We start from the raw sequence: 22,362 nt of genomic DNA on the forward strand, positions 1-22,362 counted from the left end.
CCTGCCCGCTACTGCGCGATCGGTAGTGTTACACCAATTTCCGCTTCACCCATCCGGCGACCACGCCCACGAGCGCGATCAGCCAGCACGCGGCGGGCACCCAGTCACCGAGGGCCGCATACGGCGGGCGGCGCGTGTCGATCGGTACGACGGCGGTCACGACCGCCTCCACCTTCTTCGATTGCCCCCACGTTTCGCCCGGAATTTTCACCACGCGCCCGTCGGCATCGATCAAGCCAGAAATGCCCATGTTCACGCTGCGCACCACGGAGCGCCGGGCTTCGATGGCGCGGAACCGGCAAATCGCGAGGTGCTGTTCGTGCTCCTCGGTGCCATCGAACCAACCGTCGTTGGAGATGTTCACAAGGAAATCGACCGGCTCGGTCGCAACGTACTGTCGTGCGAGGTACGGGTCGGAGTCCTCGTAGCAGATGAGGCACCCGAAGGTAAAGGAACGCCCGTCGCGCGTGGTGAGCGGGAACCGCGTCCACTTTTCGCCGGGCCGACACTCGTAGCCCTTTTCGTAGGGCGTGAACCACTTCATGAACGGCAGTTGCTCACCGAGCGGAACGTACTCACCGAACGGAACGAGGTGCATTTTGTCGTAACGATCGACCGGAATGGTGTAGAACAGAGTCGGATCGCCCGGCTTCCACATTTCGGATTTCGGTTGCGGCTTCACGAGAAATGCGGAATTGTACTTCCACACGCGCGCACCGTCCCATTCGAGACCGTTCAGCCCGAGCAGAGTCGATGTTCCCCACGGATTGCCGAGAAACTCCTTCCGCGCGAACGCCCGCTTCCGCTGGAACACGTCCGGCGCATCTTCAGCTCTCGCGCCCGGTCCGACATCGCACCAGTCCGTCGAGCAACACGTCTCCGGCCAGACGACCAGATCCGGGACCGGCGCCCCGTTATACGCTTTGCGCTCCTGGTCCCAGTTCACCGCCTTGAGATGCAAAGAAAAATACGATTCTATAAGCAGGTCTTTATTCCCCATCTTGTCGCCCTGCGACACGTTCCCCTGGATCGCCGCGACCAGCGGACCGCTGGTAAACGCCGGGTGATCGAAGCGCCAGTAGCCGTAGCCGATGCTCGTACCAACGAGCGCGAGAGCGAAGACGAGCCCTCCCACTCGGGCCGCTCTCGCTTGGCGAGAGGGGGGACTCGAAGTAGGCTCTCCCTTCGCTTCAGAGAGGGGGGCAGAAGCCGGTCGAATCCACTCTGCCAACGCGCCGTTCACGGCGCCGACGACGAACGACACCGCGTACACGCCGCCGAAGTCCGCGATCTGAATGAGCTGCAGGAACGAGTGCTGCGTGTAGCCGAGATAGTACCAGCCGAAGCCGATCATCTGGTACGCGCCGATCTGCTTCATAAACGGGAAGCCGGTCGGGAAGTGCATCCGAAAGTATTCCAGTGCCACCCACGCGACCGGGACCGCGAGCGCCAGTGGCACCCCGACGCGATCGAGGCGCCGAAGGATCGCGAGAGCCGCCAGCCAAAATACCGGCATCACGACCGCGAGCCCGATCCACGACATGAACATCATGGGGTGCGCGACGCGGACCCATTTCGTCGCGAGCGCGAAGAACACGACCCCACCGGCGTAGGCCGCGAGGTAGCGCCAGCGGTTCGAGACGGGCGCGCGCACGAGCGTCAGCCAGGGAACGAGCGCGACGAAACCGAGCATTCCCAGGTCGAGTGGGAAGAACGCGGCCCACAGCAATACGCCGGAGGCGATCGCGGGCAGGAATACGCGAAGCTTCACGCGGAATCCTTCCAAATTCGGGCAGGGGTGCCAGTTACAGCAGCACCACTTCCATGAGTGTACCGCGATCGACGCGGGCTTCGCCGGCGGGTAGCACGAGCAGCGCATCGGCCGGTTGCAAGCCAGCCAGATCCGGCGCGCCGGAATTCGGCAGCGGCCGCACGCTCCAACCCGTTTCGCCCGGCACCAACTGCGCTGGTCGGTAGGTCGGGCGGTCGTTACTCTCAGCCAACCCTTCCGTCACCGGCAGACGGATTTTGCGCGGACCGGGGGCTTCGTGTCCACCCAGGATTCGGAGGGCGGGGCGCACGAAGAGTTCAAAGCCCACGAACGAACTCACCGGGTTGCCTGGTAACCCGAACACCAGCACGCCGGTTTCGGTGGTGCCGAACAGCAGTGGCTTGCCCGGTTTCATGCGTACTTGTTGCACGTGAAAGGAGACTCCGAGTTCCTTGAGCACGTTGGGGACGAGGTCAAAATCGCCGACCGACACCCCGCCTGCGATCAGCAACACTTGGGATTCGGCGAGCCCCTTCGCGATGAGTGCTTTTGTGACGACGCGATCGTCCTTCGCGATACCGAGATATTGCGGAAGTCCACCGCCGCGAACGGTTTGGGCCGTGAGCATCGGCCCGTTCGAGTTGCGAATTTGCCCGGCACTTGGCTTCGTACCGGCTTCGACCAGTTCGTCGCCGGTGGCAATAATGCCGACACGCGGGCGCGGGAACACGGGGACCGCGGTCTGTCCGACGTTCGCCAGCACGCCCAATGCGGCCGGGTTAATCACCGTACCGGCGGTCATGACCGGTTCGCCGGCCCGCATCTCCGTGCCGCGTGCGTACACGTACTGGCGCGGTTTCACGTCCGGATCGGTAATGCGAACGCGACCGCCTTCCAGCGTTTGAGTGTCCTCCTGCATCACGATCGCGTCCGCGCCGTCGGGGATCGGTGCGCCCGTAAAGATGCGGCTCGCTTCGCCGGCCCCAACGGATTTCGTCGGCATCTTCCCGGCGGGCACTTCTTCGATCACCCGAAGTTCCGCGTTCGGTGAGGCGCAATCCGCAGCCCGTACCGCGAAGCCATCGCGTAGGGACTTTGAGAACGGTGGTGAATCCGTGTCCGCAACGACATCGGCTGCGAGTACCTGCCCGAGTGCATTGGCTGCGAGTGCGGTCACTTCGGGCTTTAGCGGCTTCGCGTGTTTCAGCACGATGGCCAGCGCGTCGGCAACTTCGCGCATCGAAAGTTCTCCGGGTGGATTTGGGTTGTATACTGCTCAACCTGAACCAGACTACCCGGGAATTTAAGCACTTGGCGCGTGCCTTCCGTTTCGGTTACACCCCAGGTTACACTCGGACGCGGGACGGATGAGAATGGAGTGCAACCGGGACATGCTACGGGCCGGCGAATGAAAGCGGCAACTGTGCCGGGGAGCGGAGCGGGCCGGGGCTCGTTTCCGGCCCGCACCGCTCGCTTACTCCCGTGGGGCCACGCCTGCGGGGGACAGCTAATCCCGGCTCCGCCTTCGACGTGGCTGGGCGAGCGGTCTGAAACCGATTGTGTGCGTCCGAGGGCTTCAGTTGCTTGTTACCGCAATCGACGATTGATATCGTAACACCTTATGAACTGTCACGATGTGAACCGGCGCGGGTTCTTGAAAACAGTGGGCGCTGCGCTCGGCGCGGGCGGGCTTATAGGTGGGTGCTCGAAGCCCGCCCCGGGCGGGGGCGACTTCCACGGGCGCACGCTCACGGTGTTCGTGTACTCCGGGCTGGACAAGATCTTCCAGGAGCACTTCGCCGGGCCGTTTGAAGCCAAGACCGGCGCGACGGTGGTGCTCGATCCCGGCTGGGAAGATTCGATCGCCAAGTTGAAAACGTCGCCCAAGGGACAACCCGCGTTCGACCTCGTGCTGACCGACGCGACGCAAGGCTATCCTGCAATCAAGAGCGGGATGTTCCGGCAAATCGACTTCGACAAGGTGCCGAACCACAAAGCGCTCGCTCCCGGCGCGCTCGACAACTGGGTGGCAAAGGAGCGGTACGGGGTCACGTTCCACGAGTCGGCAATGACGCTTGCGTGGAACCACAAGCAGGTGGGCGCGGAGCCGACCGGTTGGGGCGACCTGATGCGCGCCGACTTACACGGCAAGGTTGCGCTGTACGAGTGGTTCTACATGTCGCTCTACACGTTCGCGTGCATGAAGGCGGCTGCGGACAGGAAGCCCGGAACCGCGCACAAAATTCTCACCGACGACATCGGGAGCGTGCTCGATTTTGCGAAGCGCGAGCGCGACCGCGTGCGGTTCTGGTGGCCGACCGGCCCGAAGATGTTCCAGGATCTGCTGCAAGGGAACTTCGCGGCGGGTAACGCCCACAGTGTCACGATGCTACAAACGGCGAAAGAGAAGGCCGATACGGTCGGGTTCACAACGCCCGAAACCGATCGCGCGTTCGTGCAACTCATGTGGGTGATCCCGGCCGACACCCCGAACGCGGACCTGGCCGAAGCCGCCATCGATTTCCTGCTCACCAAGGACGTGCAAGCGGCGATGGCCCGGCGCGGCGCGGGAACGTCGCACGTCGAGGCCGCGCGGGAAGTTGCGAAGGAAGACGCGGCGTGGGCGCGGACGTACCCCTCGACCGACGAGCAGTTCCGCACGATGAAGTATTTCCCCTACGAGGCGTACTTCAAGGATTGGGACCACATCAAGAAGACGTGGGAGCAGGAGATCCTGCGTAAGTCGTGACGACACGCCCCACCCACTCAGCAACACCGTGGCTGCTTGCGGCACCCACAATCGTGCTCCTCATTGCACTGTTCGCGGGGCCGGTTCTTATTCTCATCCGCACCAGCTTTTACCAGAGTGCGGGTGGCGCGGACTTCTACCGACCTGGAACGTGGTCGCTCAGCGCGTATTCCGAACTTCTCGGTGAGCGCTTCGGGCGCGGCATCGTTGCGTTTACGGTCGTGCTCGGGGTAACGGTCGCGGCACTGAGTGTGGCCATCGGCTACCCACTGGCACTTTTCATTCACTCGCTCCCCAAGCGCGCAAAGGCGCTCGCACTCGGAGCGGTGATCCTCCCGAAGCTGACGAACGTATTCGTCGTCCTTTACGGCGTGAACCTGCTGCTCGGGAGCACCGGTCCCGTGAACCGCGTACTCCTCGCACTGGGCCTGACCTCCGAACCGCTCTTGCTCACGCACAATCTGTTCGGGGTACTTGTTGCCGAAACGTACCTCATCATGCCCTACGCGGTCCTCGTTCTGGTGCCCGCACTCGATCGTATCGACCCGTCCCTTATTGCCGCCGCACGCGGGTTGGGGGCGGGACCGTGGACCGCGTTCCGCCGCGTCACGCTACCTCTATCCTTGCCGGGCGTGGCCGTTGCGGGGCAGTTGTGTTTGATTTGGGCGCTGGGCGCGTTCGTCGGCCCGCTCTTGCTCGGTGGGCCGGAACAAACGACGCTCGCCGTGAAGGTGCAAAAAGACGGTATGGGGTACGGCGACTGGCCGCGGGCCGCGACCACGGCCGTGCTGAGCCTGGTGACCGTAGCCGTATGCGTGGCGCTGTATTCGTGGCCGGCGCGTGCGTTGCGCCGGTTAGGAGGCGCGAGTGCTTAATTGCGCCTTCAAACCGGTGTGGCTCCTCGGTCGCTTACTCGGTGGGCTCACACTTCTCGCGCTCGTCGCGCCGTTCGTGTGCGCGGTGTGGATGTCGTTTGCGCCGGGCGAATTGCTGGAACCGCCGACCGGAGAGTGGTCGGTTCGGTGGTACCGCGAGTTCTTCGGCTCGGTGAAGTGGACGCGGGCGCTCCGAACTTCGGCCGAAGTCGCAGCGCTCTCGGTCGCAGGTGCGCTCGTTGGCGGGTTGGGGTTGGCGGTCGCGGTTACGCGGTTCCATTTTCGCGGTCGGTACATTCTGAGTAGCGCGGTGCTGCTACCGATGTTCGTGCCCGCAGTGGTGCTCGCAATGGGGTTGTTGCCACTCGTGATGCTCGCCGGCTTGCAGGGGAGGGCTTATTCACTCGCTGCCGCGCACTGCCTCGTTAGCCTGCCCGTTGTGTTTCTCCTGCTCCGCAACGCACTAGCACAAGCCGATCCCGAACTCGAACGCGCGGCACGCGGATTGGGAGCGAGGCCGTGGACCGCGTTCCGGCGCGTGACCCTTCCGCTCATCGCGCCGGCGATCCTCGCCGGGGCCGTGATCGCGTTCATCCTGTCGGTGAACGAGTTCACGTTCGCCGTCTTCCTGGGAACTCCCGGTGCGCGAACGCTCCCCGCCGCGCTCTGGCCGGAAGCGCGCGATAAGGATACCCCGCTCCTCGCGGCCGCGTCGTGTGTGACCGTGCTGTTCACGCTGGCGGGAATGTGGGTGACAGCGCATCTCCTCCGGCGCCTGTAAGCGTCACTTCGGGCGGGTCCGCATCGGGGATCGGCCACAGGTGGTGTTCGGCAGCGCCCACGGTCACCAGATCGCCGGGTTGCACGCGCTCGGTGGCGCGCGAACGAACCCGGAGGGACAGGCCGTTGTCGCACGTCACATCAACAAGCAAATCCGCACCGAGGAACGTCACGCCGGCGACGCGGCCGGTCCACGTCCACCGCCCGCCTTCGGGATTGAGCGCGCAGTGTTCCGGGCGAACCATGACGAACTCGGCCGCGCTGCCAACCATTTTGCCGGGAAGCAGATTCGCTGCGCCGAGGAACTTCGCCACGAACGGCGTGCGCGGGCGGTCGTAGACGTCCGCCGGCGCACCTACCTGGAGCACGCGCCCCGCGGCCATCACGCCGATCAGGTCCGACACCGCGAGCGCTTCTTCCTGGTCGTGTGTGACCAGCACTGCCGTTACACCCGTTTGCCGTTGTAGCGTGCGCAACTCGGTGCGGAGTTGGTCGCGGAGGTGGCGGTCGAGGTTCGCGAGTGGCTCGTCGAGAAGCAATACGTCTGGTTCGATAATTAGCGCTCGGGCGAGCGCGACGCGCTGCTGTTGCCCACCGGAGAGCCGGGCCGGTTTGCGGTCGCGCTCCTCCGCGGACAGCCCGACGCGGGCGAGCATGTCATCGACCTGCCGGTCGCACACGGCTCGGGCCACGCGCCGCACTTCGAGCCCGAACGCGACGTTCTGCCGGGCCGTGAGGTGCGGGAAGAGAGCGTAGTTCTGAAAAACCGTGCCCGCGTTCCGAGCTTCTGGGGGCAACGCGGTCACGTCGCGCCCGCGCAGGAACACACGCCCCGCGCTCGGTGCGAGATAGCCGCCGAGTAGTTTCAGCAGTGTGGTTTTACCGCACCCGGAGGGACCGAGCAGCGCGAGGAGCTTTCCCGCCGGAAGTGCTAGGGAAACGTCCCGAACGACAGTCGTCGGACCGTATCCGAACGTGATGGCGTCGAGGCGCACGCCGTCGTTTGTGGGCGGGTTCATGCCGAGCGCTCGGTGCTCGCTGCGTGAGAAACAAAAGTGCGACTCAAGGTTTCTCGACCTTTTCGGCTTCTTCGGCGCTCAGGAGGCCGTCGCCGTCACGGTCCAGTTTACGGAACTGCTCCGGGGTGCCGAGGAACTCGCGGACCGAAACGAACCCGTCGCCGTTCCGGTCCATCGCGCGGAACCATTGCGGCCCGGCTTCGCGCGTGAAGGTGCGGATGAGCGGAACGGCGGGCGGCTTCGCGATGCCCGAGACGATCACGAGCGACACGCCGGTGTCGGTGGACGCTGCGTCCACGAGCACAGTCTTCGCGCGCCGCAGTTCCGCCACACTGAGTTGCCCGTCGCGATCGGCGTCGAGCAGATCAAACAGCCCGACCGGTCCCGGCACCGCGGTGAGCGACACAACTCCGCGAGCGATCTTCTCGAACGCGGCTTTGGTTTCTTCGCGCCCGGCGGCGAGTGCTTTGGGCACAACCGGCTTCTCGGTGGGAAGTCCGGGGCGCGCGTGGATCTCCACCCACGTTCCGCCGATCTTCCCGCGCCAGTACGAGGCATCGCGACCGAGTTTCACCGTTTGCTCGATGTCGGCTTTGCCCTCCACCGGAACAACGGTCGCTCGCACTGTTCTCGGCGTCGCACGCTTTTCGGGGACGACGGTTTGCAGGTCAGGGACCAGTTCGAGCGGCGAAATACATTCGTCGTCGTCCAGGTCGAACCTGTTGAGCAGCACCTTCTCCGCGTGCGCGAGTTCATCGGCGGAGAGCTTTCCGTCCTTGTCCTTATCGAGCGCCCTGAAGATCGCGCGGGAAAGCGCGGCGGGGTGCGGGGATGTTGCGGTCAGTGCTTCGGCGCGAAACAGCGAACCCTCTGGCATGAGGTTGTCCAGCGCACTCGCGCCGGGCTTGCCCTTCAGAGCTTCGCGGGTACGTTTCGCGTCGGCGTCGAGTTTCGCGAGTGGCGAACCACCGAGTTCGATTTTCAGCCGCACGCGAACCGCCGGCGCGCTGCCGACTTCGAGCAGCACGTCGTGGGCGGGTGCGGGATCAGTACCTGGGAGAAGGGCGATTAGCGCGAACGCAGCCGGGGTCACGAGAGCACCTCCGTCAGCGGTTTCGCGGATTTATCGACGATACGAATGGGGCGCCCGATGTTCGAGAGGTGTTGCTTCTCGTAATCGACGCCGACCGCCTTGCAGATCGTCGCGAGCAGGTCGGGCACGTCGGCCGGGCGCTCCTCGACCGTCGAGCCGTCCTTGCTCGTTCGGCCGATCACTTGGCCGCACTTGATCCCGCCGCCGCCCAGCACCACGTTCCACGCATTCGGGTAGTGGTCGCGGCCGAGGTTTCCGTTGATGCGCGGGGTGCGGCCGAATTCGCCCATCCACACGATCGTGGTCGTGTCCAGCAGCCCCCGATCCTTGAGATCCGCCACGAGCGCGGCCCAGGCCGGGTCGAGAATGTCGCAAAGCGTCTTCACGCGATCGAAGTTTCGGGCGTGCGTGTCCCAACTGCCCATGAACCCGCCGCTGAGCGTCACTTCGACGAACGGCACGCCGCGCTCGACCAGGCGCCGTGCGATGAGGCACCCCTGGCCGAACGGGTTCTTGCCATAAGTGGAGCGTAGTTTCTCCGGTTCGTCGTCGAGGTGGAACGCGGCGCTCGCGGAACCGTTCACGAGTCGCAGCCCGCGCTCGTAGGCGGACTGGATGCTCGCGGTGACGGTCCCCTCGCGCCCGGGCGCGAAGTCCGCGTTCAGCCCTTCGAGCAGCTTCACGCGATCGTTCGCACGGCTGCTCTCGACGGCGGGCTTGATGTCCGCAACGGCCAGGTCGCGCAACCCCGGGCGCCGCGTGTACGGCGCGTCCGGGCTGTCACCGACCAGGAGCGGGGCGTAGTCCGGCCCCAGGTAGCCGGAACTGTACCCGCCGTCGCTCAATCCGCGGCGCCCGCCGATGCTGATGTAATTCGGTAACTCGGCCTTTGGGTCGCCGAGTTCCTTCGAGACTAGCGAACCGAGCGTCGGATACTGGAGCGGCTCTTGCGGCAAGCGCCCGGTGCGGAGCAGGTACGCGGCGCGGTCGTGGTCGCCCTCCTTCGTGGACATCGAGCGCACGACCGCGAGGTGCTTCATCTGCTTCGCGACGAGCGGCAGGTGCTCGGCGATTTTGATGCCCGGCACCGCGGTCTCGATGGCCTTGAACGGCCCGCCCGTTTCTTCGCCCGGTTTGGGGTCGAAGGTGTCGAGCTGCGACGGACCGCCGGGCATCCACAACAGAATGCACGAGCGCTTCCGCTTCGGGTCCGCGGCCGCGGCTTCAGCAAACCGGTTGAACCACCCGCCCTGTGCCCCGACCGCGAGGTCACGCCGCGGTTTGCGTGTTTGGGGTGTCGTCTTTCTCCACTGGCTGCCGTTTCCGGAACGGGCTTCCGGATCGGTCAGTGAAGTACCGACTCAAGCGATCGTCCTCGCTCAGAACGGCCGCCCGGAGTTGCAGGATGGATTCGGCCCCGTCCGGGCGGTTCCAGTGCTTCTGCTTCCCTTTCACACGAGCGCTGAACTCACCCACCAGCGACTCCACCAGGCTGCTCGTCGTCGGCAACCCCTCACGCCGGTATCTCGGGTAGTCCATCCGCTTCTCGTTGTTCCTCAGGTAGCACCTCGCCTCGGCCACCAACCGACGTGGGTCACGGCGGTCCTCCGCCGTCCTTGCCTCACCCGCCGGCGACTCTCCCAGGCGTTCGTGCCACCCGTCCAACTCCACCAGCACCTCGGCGACCCGGCCCTTCCAACACGAACGCATCCACGCCTCGTACTGTCGCCACCCGCCCGACTCGTCCCCGCCCACCGCACGCGCCGACGAGTACACGTAGCACAGCACGTGCAACAGGTCCACGACCGGCTCGAAGTCCCGGAAGTACCCCTCGTGGATCGACCAGTTGTACGCCGCCCCGTCGGCCACGAACGCCCGGCGCCTCGCCTCGTAGAAGTGCCGCTCTTGGGCCTCCGCCGCCACCAACGGGCCGAACGAACAACTCGATCCCAGGCTCGCCACACACGTCCGCACCAACTTCTCCGGTGACCACCGCCCGGCCGACCCGGTCGCGATCGGCTCGACTCCGGCCGTGGTCGATTCGTCCGGGGTTTCTTGGGTATCGTCCCGACCCGAGTGCCCCTTCATCTGGCTCACCAGACGTTGCACCCGGCGGGGGCAGAGGAACGACTCCGGCGGTTCGGGGCACGGGTCGGCGGCGAACGTCGGACCCTTCAACGTGGCCAGACCGGCGATCTTGTCCTCCTTGTTCTGGGCTTCGTGGACACCAGGGGCCGCCCCCGCCGCGCGGGTACGGATGCGCCCCCCATCGACCTCCACCACGACGACCTCGGGAACCACCCCCGTCCGCGAGGCCAGTTGCCGGCGGCGGTGCTCGACCGCCTTCCGGTCCCGTTCGGCGACCAGTTCCGCCCCGACCTTGTGGGCCAGCCGGCGGACCTGGCTCTCGCTGATGCCGACCCGCGACATCTGCACGGCGAAGGTGGCATCGCGGAACGACGCGAACCGGGCGGCGGCGGTGACGATACGCTCGAGGACGGAGGAACTGTACCCGTGCTCATCCAGGCCCAGAGCCGTCCGCAGGGGGGAAAAAGTCCCGGCGGCAGTCGGGACAGTGGGCCTTGCGTTCCGTCTGCTCGACCTCGGCTCCGTCCGCGGTGAGCGGTCGGGTGTGCGGCGTCGTGGGACAGAGCGTGCCGCACGCCGGACACGGCTGTTCGGTGGAGAGCTTGTCGGCCTGCTGTTGGAGCAGCAGTTCGAGTGTGCCCTCGGTGAGTCCCCGGGCCGCGGCGGTGGCGATCTGCTCCATGGCTCGGAAGTCCACGTCGAGTCCGGGGCCGTCGTCGCCGAAGGCCCGCTTGGAGACGATCTTGGCCCACTGCCGGGCGAGGTCGTGGAGTTGGCGGAGTTCCTCGGGCGTGAAGCGGGGCGTCGGCATGGCTCGTCCTGCCTTGAGGTTGCGTCGACGACGGGTTGGGGATTTCCTATCCCGCCCTCGAAACACTGCTAGCCCCCAACAAACCGTGAACTGACCTCCCCGACCGCGACGCCCGCGGCCGCGAGTTGCATCAGCCGGCGCCGATCGACAGAATCGCGGAATGCGGAGTGCGGAGCGCGGAGTGAAGACACGACACACCCGGTGTTAGAGAAGGTGAGAAAGCGAAGGCGATTTCGGTTCGTATTTCGTATTCCGCGTTCCGAATTCCGCGCTCCCCGTTCCCACGTTAGTGATTGAGTAGGAACTCTTGGCTGTTCACGAGCGCCCAGAGGATGTCCGCGAGTTGGGCCTTGCGCCCCGCGTCGCCGTCGCGCGTGAGGTGATCGAGGAACTTCTCGCTCTCCGCGGCGGTCGGTCGGCGGGCGTATGTTGCGAGGAACAGCACTTCAATCCGTTCCGCGTCAGTGAGGAACGGGGCACTCGCGACCGCAATGAGCGTCTCGCCCTTTTCGGGATCGGTTTGGCGCGCGAGCCACGTGCCGTTCATGAGCGCCAGCGCCTGAAGGATCGACGTCTGGGCGTCGGTACGTTGACCACCTCCGGCAAACTTCGCGAGGAATTGCCCGCGTGGGGATTCCGCAGTCACGCCGAACGCGACACGCGACGCGGCCGGGATCTCTTCGCGGTAACCAGTCGCCTGGGCGAGACTGTCGAAGAGCTGCTCCGGCGAAAGCCCCTTCACGTTCATTCGCGCGAACAATCGCGGGTCGTTCTGCGTCTTCGCAGCCCCTTTGCTGCTCCGCTGATACGCGGCCAATCGGCCGATCGCTTTCACGAGGACGCTGGTGTCGAAGTCGGCGGCCACGAGTGCCGCAGCCAGATCGTCGAGCAACTCGGGGTGGCTCGGCGGGTTTTGCGGGTTGAAGTCGTCCACGGGATCAACGATCCCGATGCCGAAGAACTGTGCCCAGATGCGGTTCGCGGTCGCCCGCGCGAAGAACGGGTTCTTTTTCGCCGTGGCCCACTCCGCGAACTGCTGTCGCGTATCAGTCACGCCCTTCCAGTCCGGGTCGGCGCCGTCAATGAACTTCGGCGTCGCCTCGGTCTTGGTGTCGTTGACCGGGACCGTCTTGCGAAGGAGCAGTTGCGTGGCCGGGACCACCTTCTCTTCCGGTCCCTGCGGTGGCACCGGGGCGAAGAACGCGGCGGTTTCCCAGAACTGCTGCTGCGTCCATTTGTCGAATGGGTGGTTGTGGCACTGGGCGCACTCGATCTTCACCCCGAGCAGCACCCGTGCGGCGCTGGACGCGACCGTTTCGGCTTTGAGGTCGTTCGCCTGATAGAAGGCAAGCGCCGACGGGCCGGGGACCGGGCGCGGGCGCCCGTCCGCTTCGCGGTCGAGGTAGTCGAGTGGGGCCGTGAGCAGGTCGCGCACCAACTCGTCGGCCTTCCGCCCGGCCCGGAGCCGGTCGCGAATCCACGCTTCGAGGCTGATGTTGAGGAACTGGACTCGCGGGTTGACCGCGGATTGCGGCACGAACGCGAGGCGCCAGACCGCCGCGGCGTGGTTGATTGCGCTGGGGCTGGTGAGCAGTTTGTCGATGAGCTTCGCACGCTTGTTGGCCGATTTGTCGTCGAGGAACGCACGTGCCTCGGCCACGGTGGGGACGCGCCCCACAATGTCGAGTGACGCGCGGCGCAGGAACTCCGCATCCGACGCAGGCGCGGCCGGCTTCACGCCGTGAGCGCTCAATTTCGCATCGATCCGGGCGTCGATTTGCGCCGCGAGTTGGGTCGGGTCCGGTGCGGCCCCTGTCGCGCCGCTGATCCCGAGAGCGGTGGCGAACAGCGCGAGCGCGAAGCGAATCATGCGTGATGGTCCTGACGGGAACGGTGCGAGCCGCACGCGGTCATTCGAGATCGAACACGTCGCCGGCCGTAGGCGATATGGCGGCCGCGACGGTCTTGTTCGGTGTGGAGTAGGGCAACTTCCGCACGTGTCCGTCACAGAAGAGAAACCACACGCCGTTGGGGTCGGGCGACCCCCAATTGTCCGAAACGGTTTCGATGAGCTTCGGGGCGTCGCGGAGCAGTTTGTCGCCCTTGCGCCCGGTCCCGCCGCTCCCTCCGAAGATGATCGGCTCGTCCCAGTACCAGACGCCGGCCTTGATCGCGTCGGTGTCCATCGCTTTCTCGGCGATCAGCGCAGTCTCGGCGAGGCCGTCCTTCACTTGTTCCGGCTTCATCATGTTGCCGTTGCCGCCGCGGACCACCTGATCGTTGGCGGCGTAGTCCGTGCGGCCCCACGGTCCCAGCCCCGCGTCCTGGTACGTCCACTTCGCGTAGATCGGATCGACCTTCGGCACCTGTTGGGCTTCGGCAGGGCGCCGGGTGCCGATGTAGTAGGTCGGAACCGCCCGCGTGTAGTCCTGCTTGCGGAACGCTTCTTCTTCGCCGATGTAAGGCAGAATGCTGTACGCCCAGCACCCGGTTTGGAGCCGACCCGCGCGCTTGGGATCCCCGTAGCCCCAGCGGAACGTCTCACTGTCCGGGAACCCGGTTCGACAGTCGGGCGTAGTGACCGCTTCGGCCGGTGGCCCGCCGTTCCCCGGGAAGAAGCGGTAGGTCGTGGTGAACGACTGCATCCCCTGGCCGATCGTGCGCAGGTTCTCTTTTGACCGCGACGCGGCGTTCGCGGCCCGCGCCTTGGCGATCGCCGGGAGCAGTAGCCCCGCGACGATTGCGACGAGCGCGGTCCCGAACGCGATGTTAGCGATTCGCCGAATCACGTGCGGCCTCTCTGAGGGCGAGTGCGGTCACTTGACCTCGAACGTGTGATCCTTGACGCCCTCGTCGGGCACTTTGAGGGACCACGGCGTTTTGTTGCGATCGGCGTAGTCCGGGCGCTTGATGCGGCCGGCGAGAGCGGGCGACAGGGTCACTTTCCACTCCCCGGGTGGCACACCTTCTCCGTGCGGGTAGGTGCTTATTGTGAACCCACCGTCTAACTGGAGCTGCGAGGTGGGCGGCTCGCCGGTCCAGGTGTTGCCGGTGGCCGGGTAAAAATACACGACCCCGGCCGACAGTCCCGTTCCTTGCTGAGTCACCTTACCGGTGACCGGCGCGAGTTTCGGAGCACCCTTGCCCCCGCACCCGACAAGGGCCGCGGCGACGAACGCCACGGCCAGGAACAAACAACGCATTATGAAATGCCTCGGTGAGATTGCGCAATCAGTATTGGGGGATGACTTGACCGTCGGCCTGACGAATCAACAACCGCAGGACGGCGTTTGTAATGCTGTAGTTAACCGTGCGAACGCTCCCGTCGCCGAACACGAATTGCGCCCCCGCGGGACTGGGCGAGCCCCACGTGCCCCCACCGCAATACTCGGAGCCTTCCGTCCAGCCTCGCTCTTCCGGCCGGGTCGGGAAGTTAATCAGCGTCTGGTCCTGATAGATACCGTCCCCGCAGCGCCCGGTGCCACCGGTGCCACCCATGACGTAGGGCTCGTCCCAGTACCAAGTGCCGGCGCCGTAGGACCGCGGGTTCATCGCCTTCTCGCCCATAAACAGCGTGTTCGACAACCCGTCGGCGACGCTTGCCACGGTCGAAACCTTACCCCAATTCGCGCCGTAGGTTGTGCAGAACACCTGGTCGTTGGCCGCGTAGTCCGACCGCGCGCTGGCTCCCAGGCCGGCGTCGAAATACGTGTACCCGATGTTAACCGAGTCCGTTGCGGGCACCGTTTGGGCCGTCGGCGAGCGCCGCGAGGGCATGTAATAAGTCTTGACGGGAGTCCGGTAGCACGCCAGCGGATCTTTGAACAGCGCATCTTGCTCGACGTAAGGCAGGAGCGAGTAGAACGCGGAGCCGAGTTGGTACTTACCGGCTCGGTTCGGCTTACCCCAACGCGGGACGTAGCTGGAGCCGCCGGGGAACCCGGTGGAGCAGAGCGGGTCGGTGTTGTTGGTGTTCGGGTTATCGTACCCGCCCCCGTTGGGGTAGTGGTTGTACGAGCTCTCGTAGTTCGCGAACGCCAGTCCGAGTTGCTTCAGATTGTTCTGGCTGCTCATGCGTGCGGCAGCCTCGCGCACTTTTTGGACCGCGGGGAGGAGCAGTCCGATGAGGATCGCGATGATCGCGATCACGACGAGCAATTCAATGAGCGTAAACCCGCGACGACGGGTCATGGGATCTCCCGGGTGAAGAGCAAGCTGGCGGAAAAACATTCACGTATGCCGTATAATCACTATGTTGCGGAGATTACCACCCGGCGTCAACGACCTTTCAGGAAATTCACGACACCTGCCCTGATGTTACTTCGTCACGCGAAAGGTCTCGACCGCCGTGGCGAGGCGCGTCGCGGTGGTGAGCCAACACATCCCGCCGAAGATCCACGCGAACCACGCGAACAAGTCCGGGAACAGGCAGACGAGTACGAACACCGCGATCGTCTCCGCGCCTTCGGTGAGGCCACCGAGGTAGTAAATCGCCTTCTTTCCGCGGGCTTCCGTGGTGATGCCGCGTTTGGCCGCGAACGCGGAGAACGCCAGGAACGAACTGCCCGTGCCCACGAAACTGAACACGAGAAAGCACGCCGGTAGCGCGAATTCCGGCCGACCGACGGCGAAGAAGAACGGCACGCCCGAATAGAACAGGAAATCGAGCGCGATATCGAGGTACCCGCCGAGATCGGTCGGGCCGAGGCGCCGAGCCAGTGCGCCATCGAGTCCGTCGGCGACGCGGTTCAACGCGATCAGCGCGAGCGCCGCTTCGTACTGGCAAAACGCCAGAGCCGCACACGCCGCCGCGCCGAACGCGAACCCCGTCACGGTCACAACGTTCGCACTCAGCCCGCACCGGGCCATCACCGCGGCCAGTCGGTCCAGGGGATCATCAATCAGCCGGCGCAGTCGGGCGTCGAACATTCGCGCTCTCGTGTGTGGCCCGCGCTCGGGCGCTCGTCGGTATCCAGTGGGAGAGGTATGTTGTCTCTTCGTCGCGAGTGAGGTGCCGCGTGCAGTTCCCGCTATTCGCCCCGACAGTGTTCATCGGAGAACCGTGCCCTCGCGAGAACCGCGTTCCGCTCGCGGAGGTGGATCACGGCCCGTTCGACGCGCTCCTCGCCAAGTTCGTGGATAGCAACGGGCGCGTAGCCTACGCGGACTGGAAGGCGAGCGACGCGGACGTGAGTGCCCTCCACAAGTACCTCACCGCGGTCGGTCGGGCCGACATCGACGGCCCCGCTCCGCACGAATCCGCCCTCGCGTTCTGGATCAACGTCTACAACGCACTCACGCTCGCGGGCATTCTCCGCATGTACCCGACCACGAGCATCCGGAATCACACCGGTCGCGTGTTCGGGTTCAACATCTGGAAAAACCTCCGGCTGCACATCGGCGATCGCACGTTTTCGCTCTCCGAAATCGAGCACGGCGTTCTGCGACTGTTGAGCGACCCGCGGGTTCACTTCGCGCTCGTGTGTGCGTCCAACAGTTGCCCGGTCCTGCGCCCGCGGGCCTTCACTGGCGACACCGTTCAGCACGAATTGGAAGCGAGCGCCCGCGAGTTCTTCGCGCGCCCGGACGCCGTCCGTATCGATTCCGAGAAGCAGGTGGTTTCGCTCTCCAAGTTGTTCAAGTGGTACGGACCCGACTTCACCTCCACGCCCGCAGATCTCCTGACCGCGATACGGAAGTTTCTCCCCGACGCGGCCCGCGATCAGATCGATTCGATGCCGACCCGGGTAGAGTTTTTGCCCTACGACTGGAAGCTGAACGACCAGCAGAAAGAGTAGTCTGCGCTCACATCCGCGCGATGGGCTCTTCGGCCACGCCGACTTTCTTCAGTCGTTCGAGGTGGTCCGCATACGCTTTCTGGCGGTTCACGAAGAACAACCCGCCCTTTCCGCCGCGCATCCGGATGCGCCAGTACGTCACCCAAGCGAGCGCCTTTTCCGGCCAGCGCACGAACCGCCGACCGCCTCCGTACTCTCCCTGGAAGTACCGTCCCTTCTCGATGGCCGGGCGCACCACGGCTTCGGCCCCACCGTCTTTTTTGACCGCGTACACGTCGTCGGCCCAGTGGCCGGTAATCAGGTTCGCTGCGGGATATGGCGCGGAATTACCCCACAGCACCTTCCCCTTCGGGCCGTTCGCGTTGCAGAACCACGGGAAGATCGTTCGCAGGCAGCACACGAAGTAGGCGTAGTCGCGCGGGCGGTACTCGCGGTTGCGGAACAGGATCAGCACTTCCCGGCGCTCTTCGCGCACGAAGCGGTAGATCTCGCGTTTGAATTTCGTGTCGCTGAAGTAAGAGATCGCGTCCGGGAAGTCCGTGAAGATGAGCTGGCCGCTGTTGTAGTGACTGGTGCCGTGGATGTAACTGATGCCGTGCGGCATCCGGCGTCGCGGACCGATCGGGAGTTCTTCCGGACCTGTTGACAGCCCCACGCGGTACGCGAGGAACTGGCCCGTCTTCGTGACAACGAAGTCGTCGATCGGGAGCGCGTCCTCGTTCGGGCCGCGCGGCGAGCGGAAAATGACGTTGTCGTGCCAGATGTACTGCCCGGTGGCCGGGTCGATGCCGGTCACCCACGGGTGATCGGCATCGACGAGCCCGTGCGCCATCGGGCGGAATTTTGTGATGTCGAGAACGCGCACGATACCCAAACCGTTGTGCCCCATTTGGTAGAGCCAACGGAACGGGATGCCGAACCAGTACCCGATGCCGTCGCAGTGTCGGCGCGCGGGGACCGCAGCGGGTTCGGCACGGCCGAGTTGCGGCCGGTTCGCGGTCATTTGGCGGCGACGCTCGTGCAGGACTCCGCGCTCACCGGCGCGGGGGCCGCGACCGGTTCGGCGTGTTCGGCGATCGAAGCCCCGCCGTCAGTGGCAGACGCCTTCCGGCCGAACTTGTTGTTCCAACCGCGGCGGATCGAACCCCACAGTCCGAGTGCCTTGAACGGCGGAACGAGGAGCTTGAGTTTCTTGTCCTTTTCGCCCCAATTCGGCACATCATCGTGCAGCACGTACACTTCCCACATCGTCTGATCCGGGTCCGTCACCCAGATCTTCGTCTGGTGCGCGTAGCAGCACTTCACATCATCCTGCTGGCCCATGTGCGCCCCGACCGCCTTCAACCGCTCCTGGATCGCCCGCAATTGCTCGACGGTGACCACGCGGAGGCCGAGGTGGTTGAGCGGCCCGCCGGCACACGCCCGCTTGGGTTTAAGCGACAGAACGAGCGGCGGGACGTCGACCTCGAACTTGACGTAGTCGGCGTACACCTTTACCGGCTTCGTACCGAACAGTGCGGTATAGAACTCGACCGATTTCGCGAGATCCGAGACGTTTAGCGACGCATGGAACTTGACCACCGCGGTGGCGGCTTCCGGGGTGCGGTTCGCGGCCGGAGGGGTAGCGCTCATGGGAACTCCGCGTGCGGTTCGGACGTGCGTCGGGGTCGGTGAGCGTTTTGGCTCTTTAAGGCGTGCCCTGGTGTTAAGATATTACCCGCCCCCGACCCGACAACAAGCAGTATTCCCCGCTCCCCTCGGCGCGCTTACACCACCTCTTGGCCCGGCCAGTTAGTTCAGCTCCGTGTGCGAGTCCCCGCGCCGTCAGCTTTTTCTGTGGGGGAACCGCACAGTCGCGCGACAGCAGTTCCCGGGTGGTGGCGCCCCGACCGGACCGCGGGACGCGCTGGCCCAGGAACACGTCCCGGTGATCGGTCACGAGCCCTCACGGAACGTTTCGTACTCGGTCGCGTCCCACCGGTAGTCGATGAACACTTGCTCGCCGGCCTCGATGTCCCGCAGCGCCCGGAACACGATGTCGTCCCGCGACGCCCGCGGGTTGAACCGGGCGTTCGGGTCCGAGGAGTGGTTGTACAGCGACCCGTACCCGAGCGCGACGGCCAGTTCGCCGGTGCCCTCGCCCCACTGGAACACGTAGTGCTCCAGCGCCTTCCCGCCGGCCCCCTCGGGCGAGGCCGGGAGGCGGATGACCGGGCACACCTCGATCACCTCGCCCGCCCGGTAGGACCGGCCGGCGAACACCCCGCGCCCCATGCCGCGGACTTTTCGGACGTACAGAGCGGGTCGTTGTGTCGTAGTGTTCATGCGCCTGACGGGAGGGTTCTGGTACGGGGCCTGGTCGCGAGATCGATTCGGTGGGCCGCCCGACTTGACGCCGAACCGAATAGAACGTGGTGCCCGCGGGTGGTGCCGCTGGCGGAACTGGAGCGACCCGCGCATCCGCACGCGGCAGAGCCGGCTCCGTTGGAATGACACGGGGCGCCCGTTCTTACCACGAGGCAACCACGGCGCGAAAGTGCAACCCGGAGAAACTCAGTCGGCGGCCGCCGACTGGGACGTCCACCACACTCTGGTGGCCGCGGTTGGTGCCCGGTGCGACTCTCCGGCGGGGTTCAGGGGGCCGAAAACGTGATCGACACCATTGGCGGCGGCGAACGCGATAGACGAGGGACAAGGCGAGGGCAAGTAGCTGCGGCCCCACAAACGCAAACAGCTCCGGCATCCCTCGTGGGCGCCGGAGCTGTTTATCTCACCGGGTCGGCCGGTCAGTTGGTCCGGGCGTACCGGTCGCGGCCCGCGCCGGACGGCCGATCCTCACGGGGCTTGGCCTCGTTCACGGTCAGGCTCCGGTTCCCGAGCCGGGCCTGATTTAGGGCCTGGATCGCTTCCTCGGCACCCTCCACCATCTCGACGAACGCGAACCCGCGGCTGGCGCCGGTCTCGCGGTCCGTGCAGATGGTCGCGCTCATCACCCGGCCGTGCGCGGAGAACAGCTCCCGCAGTTCGTCGGCCGTGGCGTCGAACGGAAGGTTGCCAACATACAGCTTCTTCAAAATGCACTCACCTTTTGGGCCGGAGCCCGGGATACGGACGGCAGACGGCCGGAATGGCCGGGGCCGGTTAGGTACCGCGCCGACAGTTTAGCGGTCTTGGGGACTGTGAGGGGTTGACTCAGAGAGGGCAAACCAAGAGGGCAAAACAGGGCGTTGACTCCTAACATGCGGATCGGTCGACCCGCGTAGGGGAATTATACCCTGCACATCGCCCCGCGCGAATGCCGATCCCGGATTTCGCCCCGATTGCCCCGCCCGAACCTGTCCTTTGCGGTGCCCGAACCGGCCCACAAACGCCACCGTCCCTCGCGCACCGAGGTAGGCGGGGGACGGTGGCGTTTTTTGCGATCAATCGGCGAAGGTGTCTGATCGCTCCAAAATCGCTTCCAAAATCTGTTACCCGAGCGCCACAAATAAGCCACGAAACTCGGTCGCGGCTCTTCCTCAGCAGCGTGACGGACGGTTAGTACGAACTGGACGGCGCGATCGGCACGGGGTTCAGCGTCGGCGGCAGATGGGGCACGTCCCCGCCCAGCCCGTCGATCCGCTCCTTCTGCTTCTCGGCCTTCCGGTGCAGCACCTTGAGGTACGCCCGCTCCTTTTTCTCCAGTTCCGCCTTCTGCTCGCGGAACCCGTCCACCGCGTCGATCAACTGCTCGATGGTCATGGACTCCGGCTTGGTCTCGGCGGATAGCGTGCGGGGCGCGGGGCCGACCACGACGAGCGGGTCTGTTGCCGGTGAGGGCAGCAATGTTCTCTCCGGCCGAATCGCGGTCGGTGGGGCCGCGTCCGGTGATCCCGGCACAGGCTTCGGCTGGGTCTGCTGCTGCGCGACGGTCGCCCCCACCACGGCCAGCAGGACGGCACCCACGGCGATCAGATAACGGGTCTTCATGTCGGCCTCCATTCCGAACAGTAGAATTGGTGGGAGAGCGTAGACTCTGGCACGGGGCTGGTGCAAGGCCGATTCCGATGGCGGGCGCCAAACGAACAAAGCCGCGAACCCATGTCGCGGCTTCTTCAATGGCGCGTTTGACTTTAGCTCTTCTTGTCGGCCCCGCGTTGGTAGTCGTCGGCGGGTAGAGCGCCCTTATCCGGGTCGCGTTCAGGGCCTGCGTACCGAACGTTCCCGACCGGCCCCACTGTAGCGACGCCCGCCGGTCTTCCTCGCCACGCTGGGTGCGTTCTGGCACGAGTGTCTCCTTAGGTGCGGGGTCAGGTGCGCAGTGGTTGACTCACCCCGCGTCTTCGCCGTGCCGCTGTCCGCCGTCGTTCTTCGGGCCGGGTTGCTGCCTCGCGTGCTCACCCGTGCCGGTGAAGTCGCCCAAGCGACGCTTCGGGTCTTCCTCTTGGAAGCCCGTGCCGTCCTGATCGACCGTGTTCTGCTCGTCGTCTTGCGGTTTAAACGACGTGCCCGCGTGCGGCTGGTTCGCGGGCGGCACCGGTCCGGGGCTATGGTTCTTCTTGCTCATGGCGCGTTCTCCACTTGTGCGGGCGAGTGCGGGAAATGGTCACGCAAGTGATGTGCCAATCTGAAATGTGTCAAGCACCTGATCTGCACCACTTGCATTGGGCACTGAGTGTATCCCGCACCGCGCGGGCGGCGTATTCTGAAGGGTAACCGGCGCGTTCGTGGTGGCGCCCCCGACCGAGGTTCCCATGTCCGAGCCGACGCGCGAAGAAATGGACCAGATGACCGGGCCGGTCGTGTTGGAGTTCGGAGCCGACTGGTGCCCGTACTGTCAAGCGATTCAGCCGCTCGTGACCGACCTGCTCGCCAAGTACCCGCAGGTGCGGCACGTTCGAGTCGAAGACGGCAAGGGAAAGCCGCTGGGGCGCTCGTTCCGGGTCAAACTGTGGCCGACGCTGGTGTTCCTGCGCGACGGTCGGGTCGTGAGCCAAGCGGTTCGGCCGCCGTCGGATGAGATCGCGAAGGGGTTCGCAGAACTGGTGCCGGGGTGAATCCAAACGAAGGAGCCGCGAAATATCTCGCGGCTCCTTGCTGAGTGCTCGAACGATTCGGTCACATCGGGCGGGGCTCGTCCCGTTTCGCACTGCTGAGCCGCGTCGCGTCGTCCTCGCCTTGCCCCTTTTTCAGCCCCTGTTCGCTCTGGGGTGCAGCGGTCTTCCCGGACTCGTCCTGATTCGGCTCCTCGAAGTTCGGCTCGTCGAATGAAGTTCCGGCATTCGTCCGGTTACCAGCGGGCACCGGGGCGGTGTTGTTCTTCTTGCCCATGATCTATCCCCTGTCAGTGCGGGCGATTCGGCAGAGGTAATTACAGCAAGTGCTGTGCCAGTTGGGTG

General features: G+C 65.2%; 24 protein-coding genes. 5 read left to right on the top strand and 19 right to left on the bottom strand.

The genetic code is table 11. From position 1 onward, the window contains the following. Positions 1-28 precede the first annotated feature (28 nt). Positions 29-1,771, bottom strand: a complete 1,743-nt coding sequence (lnt, locus tag J8F10_RS23820; RefSeq protein WP_210658132.1) for an apolipoprotein N-acyltransferase — start codon at positions 1,769-1,771, stop codon at positions 29-31. A gap of 34 nt (positions 1,772-1,805) precedes the next feature. Further along, positions 1,806-3,011, bottom strand: a complete 1,206-nt coding sequence (locus tag J8F10_RS23825) for a molybdopterin molybdotransferase MoeA (protein WP_210658134.1) — start codon at positions 3,009-3,011, stop codon at positions 1,806-1,808. A gap of 381 nt (positions 3,012-3,392) precedes the next feature. On the opposite strand from J8F10_RS23825, the gene J8F10_RS23830 reads away from it, so the two are divergent. The 3 genes from J8F10_RS23830 to J8F10_RS23840 are packed head-to-tail and all read left to right on the top strand — an operon-like array spanning position 3,393 to position 6,176. Next, positions 3,393-4,520, top strand: coding sequence for an ABC transporter substrate-binding protein (locus tag J8F10_RS23830; RefSeq protein ID WP_210658136.1), 1,128 nt, complete (start codon positions 3,393-3,395; stop codon positions 4,518-4,520). Then, positions 4,517-5,395, top strand: a complete 879-nt coding sequence (locus tag J8F10_RS23835; protein ID WP_210658138.1) for an ABC transporter permease — start codon at positions 4,517-4,519, stop codon at positions 5,393-5,395. Before J8F10_RS23830 ends, J8F10_RS23835 begins: the two co-directional genes overlap by 4 nt. Continuing rightward, positions 5,388-6,176: an ABC transporter permease gene (locus J8F10_RS23840; protein ID WP_315854153.1), complete on the top strand. Its 789-nt coding sequence runs from the start codon at positions 5,388-5,390 to the stop codon at positions 6,174-6,176. The genes J8F10_RS23835 and J8F10_RS23840 overlap by 8 nt, the downstream gene beginning before the upstream one ends. On the opposite strand, the gene J8F10_RS23845 is transcribed toward J8F10_RS23840, so the two are convergent. The 10 genes from J8F10_RS23845 to J8F10_RS23890 all read right to left on the bottom strand — a co-directional run bounded on the left by J8F10_RS23845 (position 6,127) and on the right by J8F10_RS23890 (position 16,115). After that, positions 6,127-7,194, bottom strand: a complete 1,068-nt coding sequence (locus J8F10_RS23845) for an ABC transporter ATP-binding protein (RefSeq protein WP_210658140.1) — start codon at positions 7,192-7,194, stop codon at positions 6,127-6,129. The genes J8F10_RS23840 and J8F10_RS23845 overlap by 50 nt on opposite strands. A 43-nt stretch (positions 7,195-7,237) precedes the next feature. Next, entirely contained in the window at positions 7,238-8,287 is a 1,050-nt protein-coding gene (locus J8F10_RS23850; protein WP_210658142.1) for an EF-hand domain-containing protein, read from the bottom strand. Then, a complete protein-coding gene (locus tag J8F10_RS23855; RefSeq protein WP_210658144.1) occupies positions 8,284-9,462 on the bottom strand; it encodes a DUF1501 domain-containing protein in 1,179 nt (392 codons plus the stop codon). The genes J8F10_RS23850 and J8F10_RS23855 overlap by 4 nt, the downstream gene beginning before the upstream one ends. Positions 9,463-9,556: 94 nt before the next feature. Further along, a complete protein-coding gene (locus J8F10_RS23860) occupies positions 9,557-10,717 on the bottom strand; it encodes a LysR family transcriptional regulator (protein ID WP_210661683.1) in 1,161 nt (386 codons plus the stop codon). A gap of 88 nt (positions 10,718-10,805) precedes the next feature. After that, entirely contained in the window at positions 10,806-11,186 is a 381-nt protein-coding gene (locus J8F10_RS23865; RefSeq protein WP_210651472.1) for a hypothetical protein, read from the bottom strand. A gap of 286 nt (positions 11,187-11,472) precedes the next feature. Further along, positions 11,473-13,056, bottom strand: a complete 1,584-nt coding sequence (locus J8F10_RS23870) for a DUF1553 domain-containing protein (RefSeq protein WP_210658145.1) — start codon at positions 13,054-13,056, stop codon at positions 11,473-11,475. A 40-nt stretch (positions 13,057-13,096) separates the two neighbouring features. After that, entirely contained in the window at positions 13,097-13,975 is an 879-nt protein-coding gene (locus J8F10_RS23875; protein ID WP_210658147.1) for a DUF1559 family PulG-like putative transporter, read from the bottom strand. 27 nt (positions 13,976-14,002) lie between these two features. Further along, the gene (locus J8F10_RS23880) at positions 14,003-14,389 is read right to left on the bottom strand and encodes a hypothetical protein (RefSeq protein ID WP_210658149.1); all 387 of its coding nucleotides are present in this window, start codon (positions 14,387-14,389) and stop codon (positions 14,003-14,005) included. Between the two features lie 28 nt (positions 14,390-14,417). Further along, positions 14,418-15,377: a DUF1559 family PulG-like putative transporter gene (locus J8F10_RS23885; protein WP_210658151.1), complete on the bottom strand. Its 960-nt coding sequence runs from the start codon at positions 15,375-15,377 to the stop codon at positions 14,418-14,420. 126 nt (positions 15,378-15,503) lie between these two features. Continuing rightward, positions 15,504-16,115 carry a CDP-alcohol phosphatidyltransferase family protein gene (locus J8F10_RS23890; protein ID WP_210658153.1) on the bottom strand — a complete coding sequence of 204 codons (612 nt, stop codon included), beginning with the start codon at positions 16,113-16,115 and terminating at the stop codon, positions 15,504-15,506. Positions 16,116-16,204: 89 nt separating this feature from the next. Between J8F10_RS23890 and J8F10_RS39220 the strand changes: the two genes are divergently transcribed. Further along, complete coding sequence (locus J8F10_RS39220; RefSeq protein ID WP_210658155.1) at positions 16,205-16,984, top strand: DUF547 domain-containing protein; 780 nt, start codon at positions 16,205-16,207, stop codon at positions 16,982-16,984. A gap of 7 nt (positions 16,985-16,991) precedes the next feature. On the opposite strand, the gene J8F10_RS23900 is transcribed toward J8F10_RS39220, so the two are convergent. The 6 genes from J8F10_RS23900 to J8F10_RS23925 all read right to left on the bottom strand — a co-directional run bounded on the left by J8F10_RS23900 (position 16,992) and on the right by J8F10_RS23925 (position 21,530). Continuing rightward, positions 16,992-17,987 carry a hypothetical protein gene (locus J8F10_RS23900; protein WP_210658157.1) on the bottom strand — a complete coding sequence of 332 codons (996 nt, stop codon included), beginning with the start codon at positions 17,985-17,987 and terminating at the stop codon, positions 16,992-16,994. Next, positions 17,984-18,616: an ArsI/CadI family heavy metal resistance metalloenzyme gene (locus J8F10_RS23905; protein ID WP_210658159.1), complete on the bottom strand. Its 633-nt coding sequence runs from the start codon at positions 18,614-18,616 to the stop codon at positions 17,984-17,986. Before J8F10_RS23905 ends, J8F10_RS23900 begins: the two co-directional genes overlap by 4 nt. 303 nt (positions 18,617-18,919) lie before the next feature. Then, positions 18,920-19,309, bottom strand: a complete 390-nt coding sequence (locus tag J8F10_RS23910) for an SET domain-containing protein (RefSeq protein ID WP_210658161.1) — start codon at positions 19,307-19,309, stop codon at positions 18,920-18,922. A gap of 461 nt (positions 19,310-19,770) precedes the next feature. Continuing rightward, positions 19,771-20,058 (bottom strand): RNA recognition motif domain-containing protein, encoded by a 288-nt coding sequence (locus tag J8F10_RS23915; RefSeq protein WP_246523552.1) that lies wholly within the window; start codon positions 20,056-20,058, stop codon positions 19,771-19,773. Between the two features lie 463 nt (positions 20,059-20,521). Next, the gene (locus tag J8F10_RS23920; protein WP_210658163.1) at positions 20,522-20,953 is read right to left on the bottom strand and encodes a hypothetical protein; all 432 of its coding nucleotides are present in this window, start codon (positions 20,951-20,953) and stop codon (positions 20,522-20,524) included. A gap of 340 nt (positions 20,954-21,293) precedes the next feature. Then, positions 21,294-21,530: a hypothetical protein gene (locus J8F10_RS23925; RefSeq protein ID WP_210658165.1), complete on the bottom strand. Its 237-nt coding sequence runs from the start codon at positions 21,528-21,530 to the stop codon at positions 21,294-21,296. A gap of 187 nt (positions 21,531-21,717) precedes the next feature. Here J8F10_RS23925 and J8F10_RS23930 point away from each other — a divergent pair, with 187 nt between their 5' ends. Beyond that, a complete protein-coding gene (locus J8F10_RS23930) occupies positions 21,718-22,020 on the top strand; it encodes a thioredoxin family protein (RefSeq protein WP_210658167.1) in 303 nt (100 codons plus the stop codon). A 61-nt stretch (positions 22,021-22,081) separates the two neighbouring features. Here J8F10_RS23930 and J8F10_RS23935 read toward each other — a convergent pair whose 3' ends face one another. Then, positions 22,082-22,294, bottom strand: coding sequence for a hypothetical protein (locus J8F10_RS23935; protein WP_210658169.1), 213 nt, complete (start codon positions 22,292-22,294; stop codon positions 22,082-22,084). Positions 22,295-22,362: the final 68 nt, after the last annotated feature.

Origin of the sequence: Gemmata palustris, from assembly GCF_017939745.1 — a bacterium.
In the GTDB taxonomy this organism is placed as follows: domain Bacteria; phylum Planctomycetota; class Planctomycetia; order Gemmatales; family Gemmataceae; genus Gemmata; species Gemmata palustris.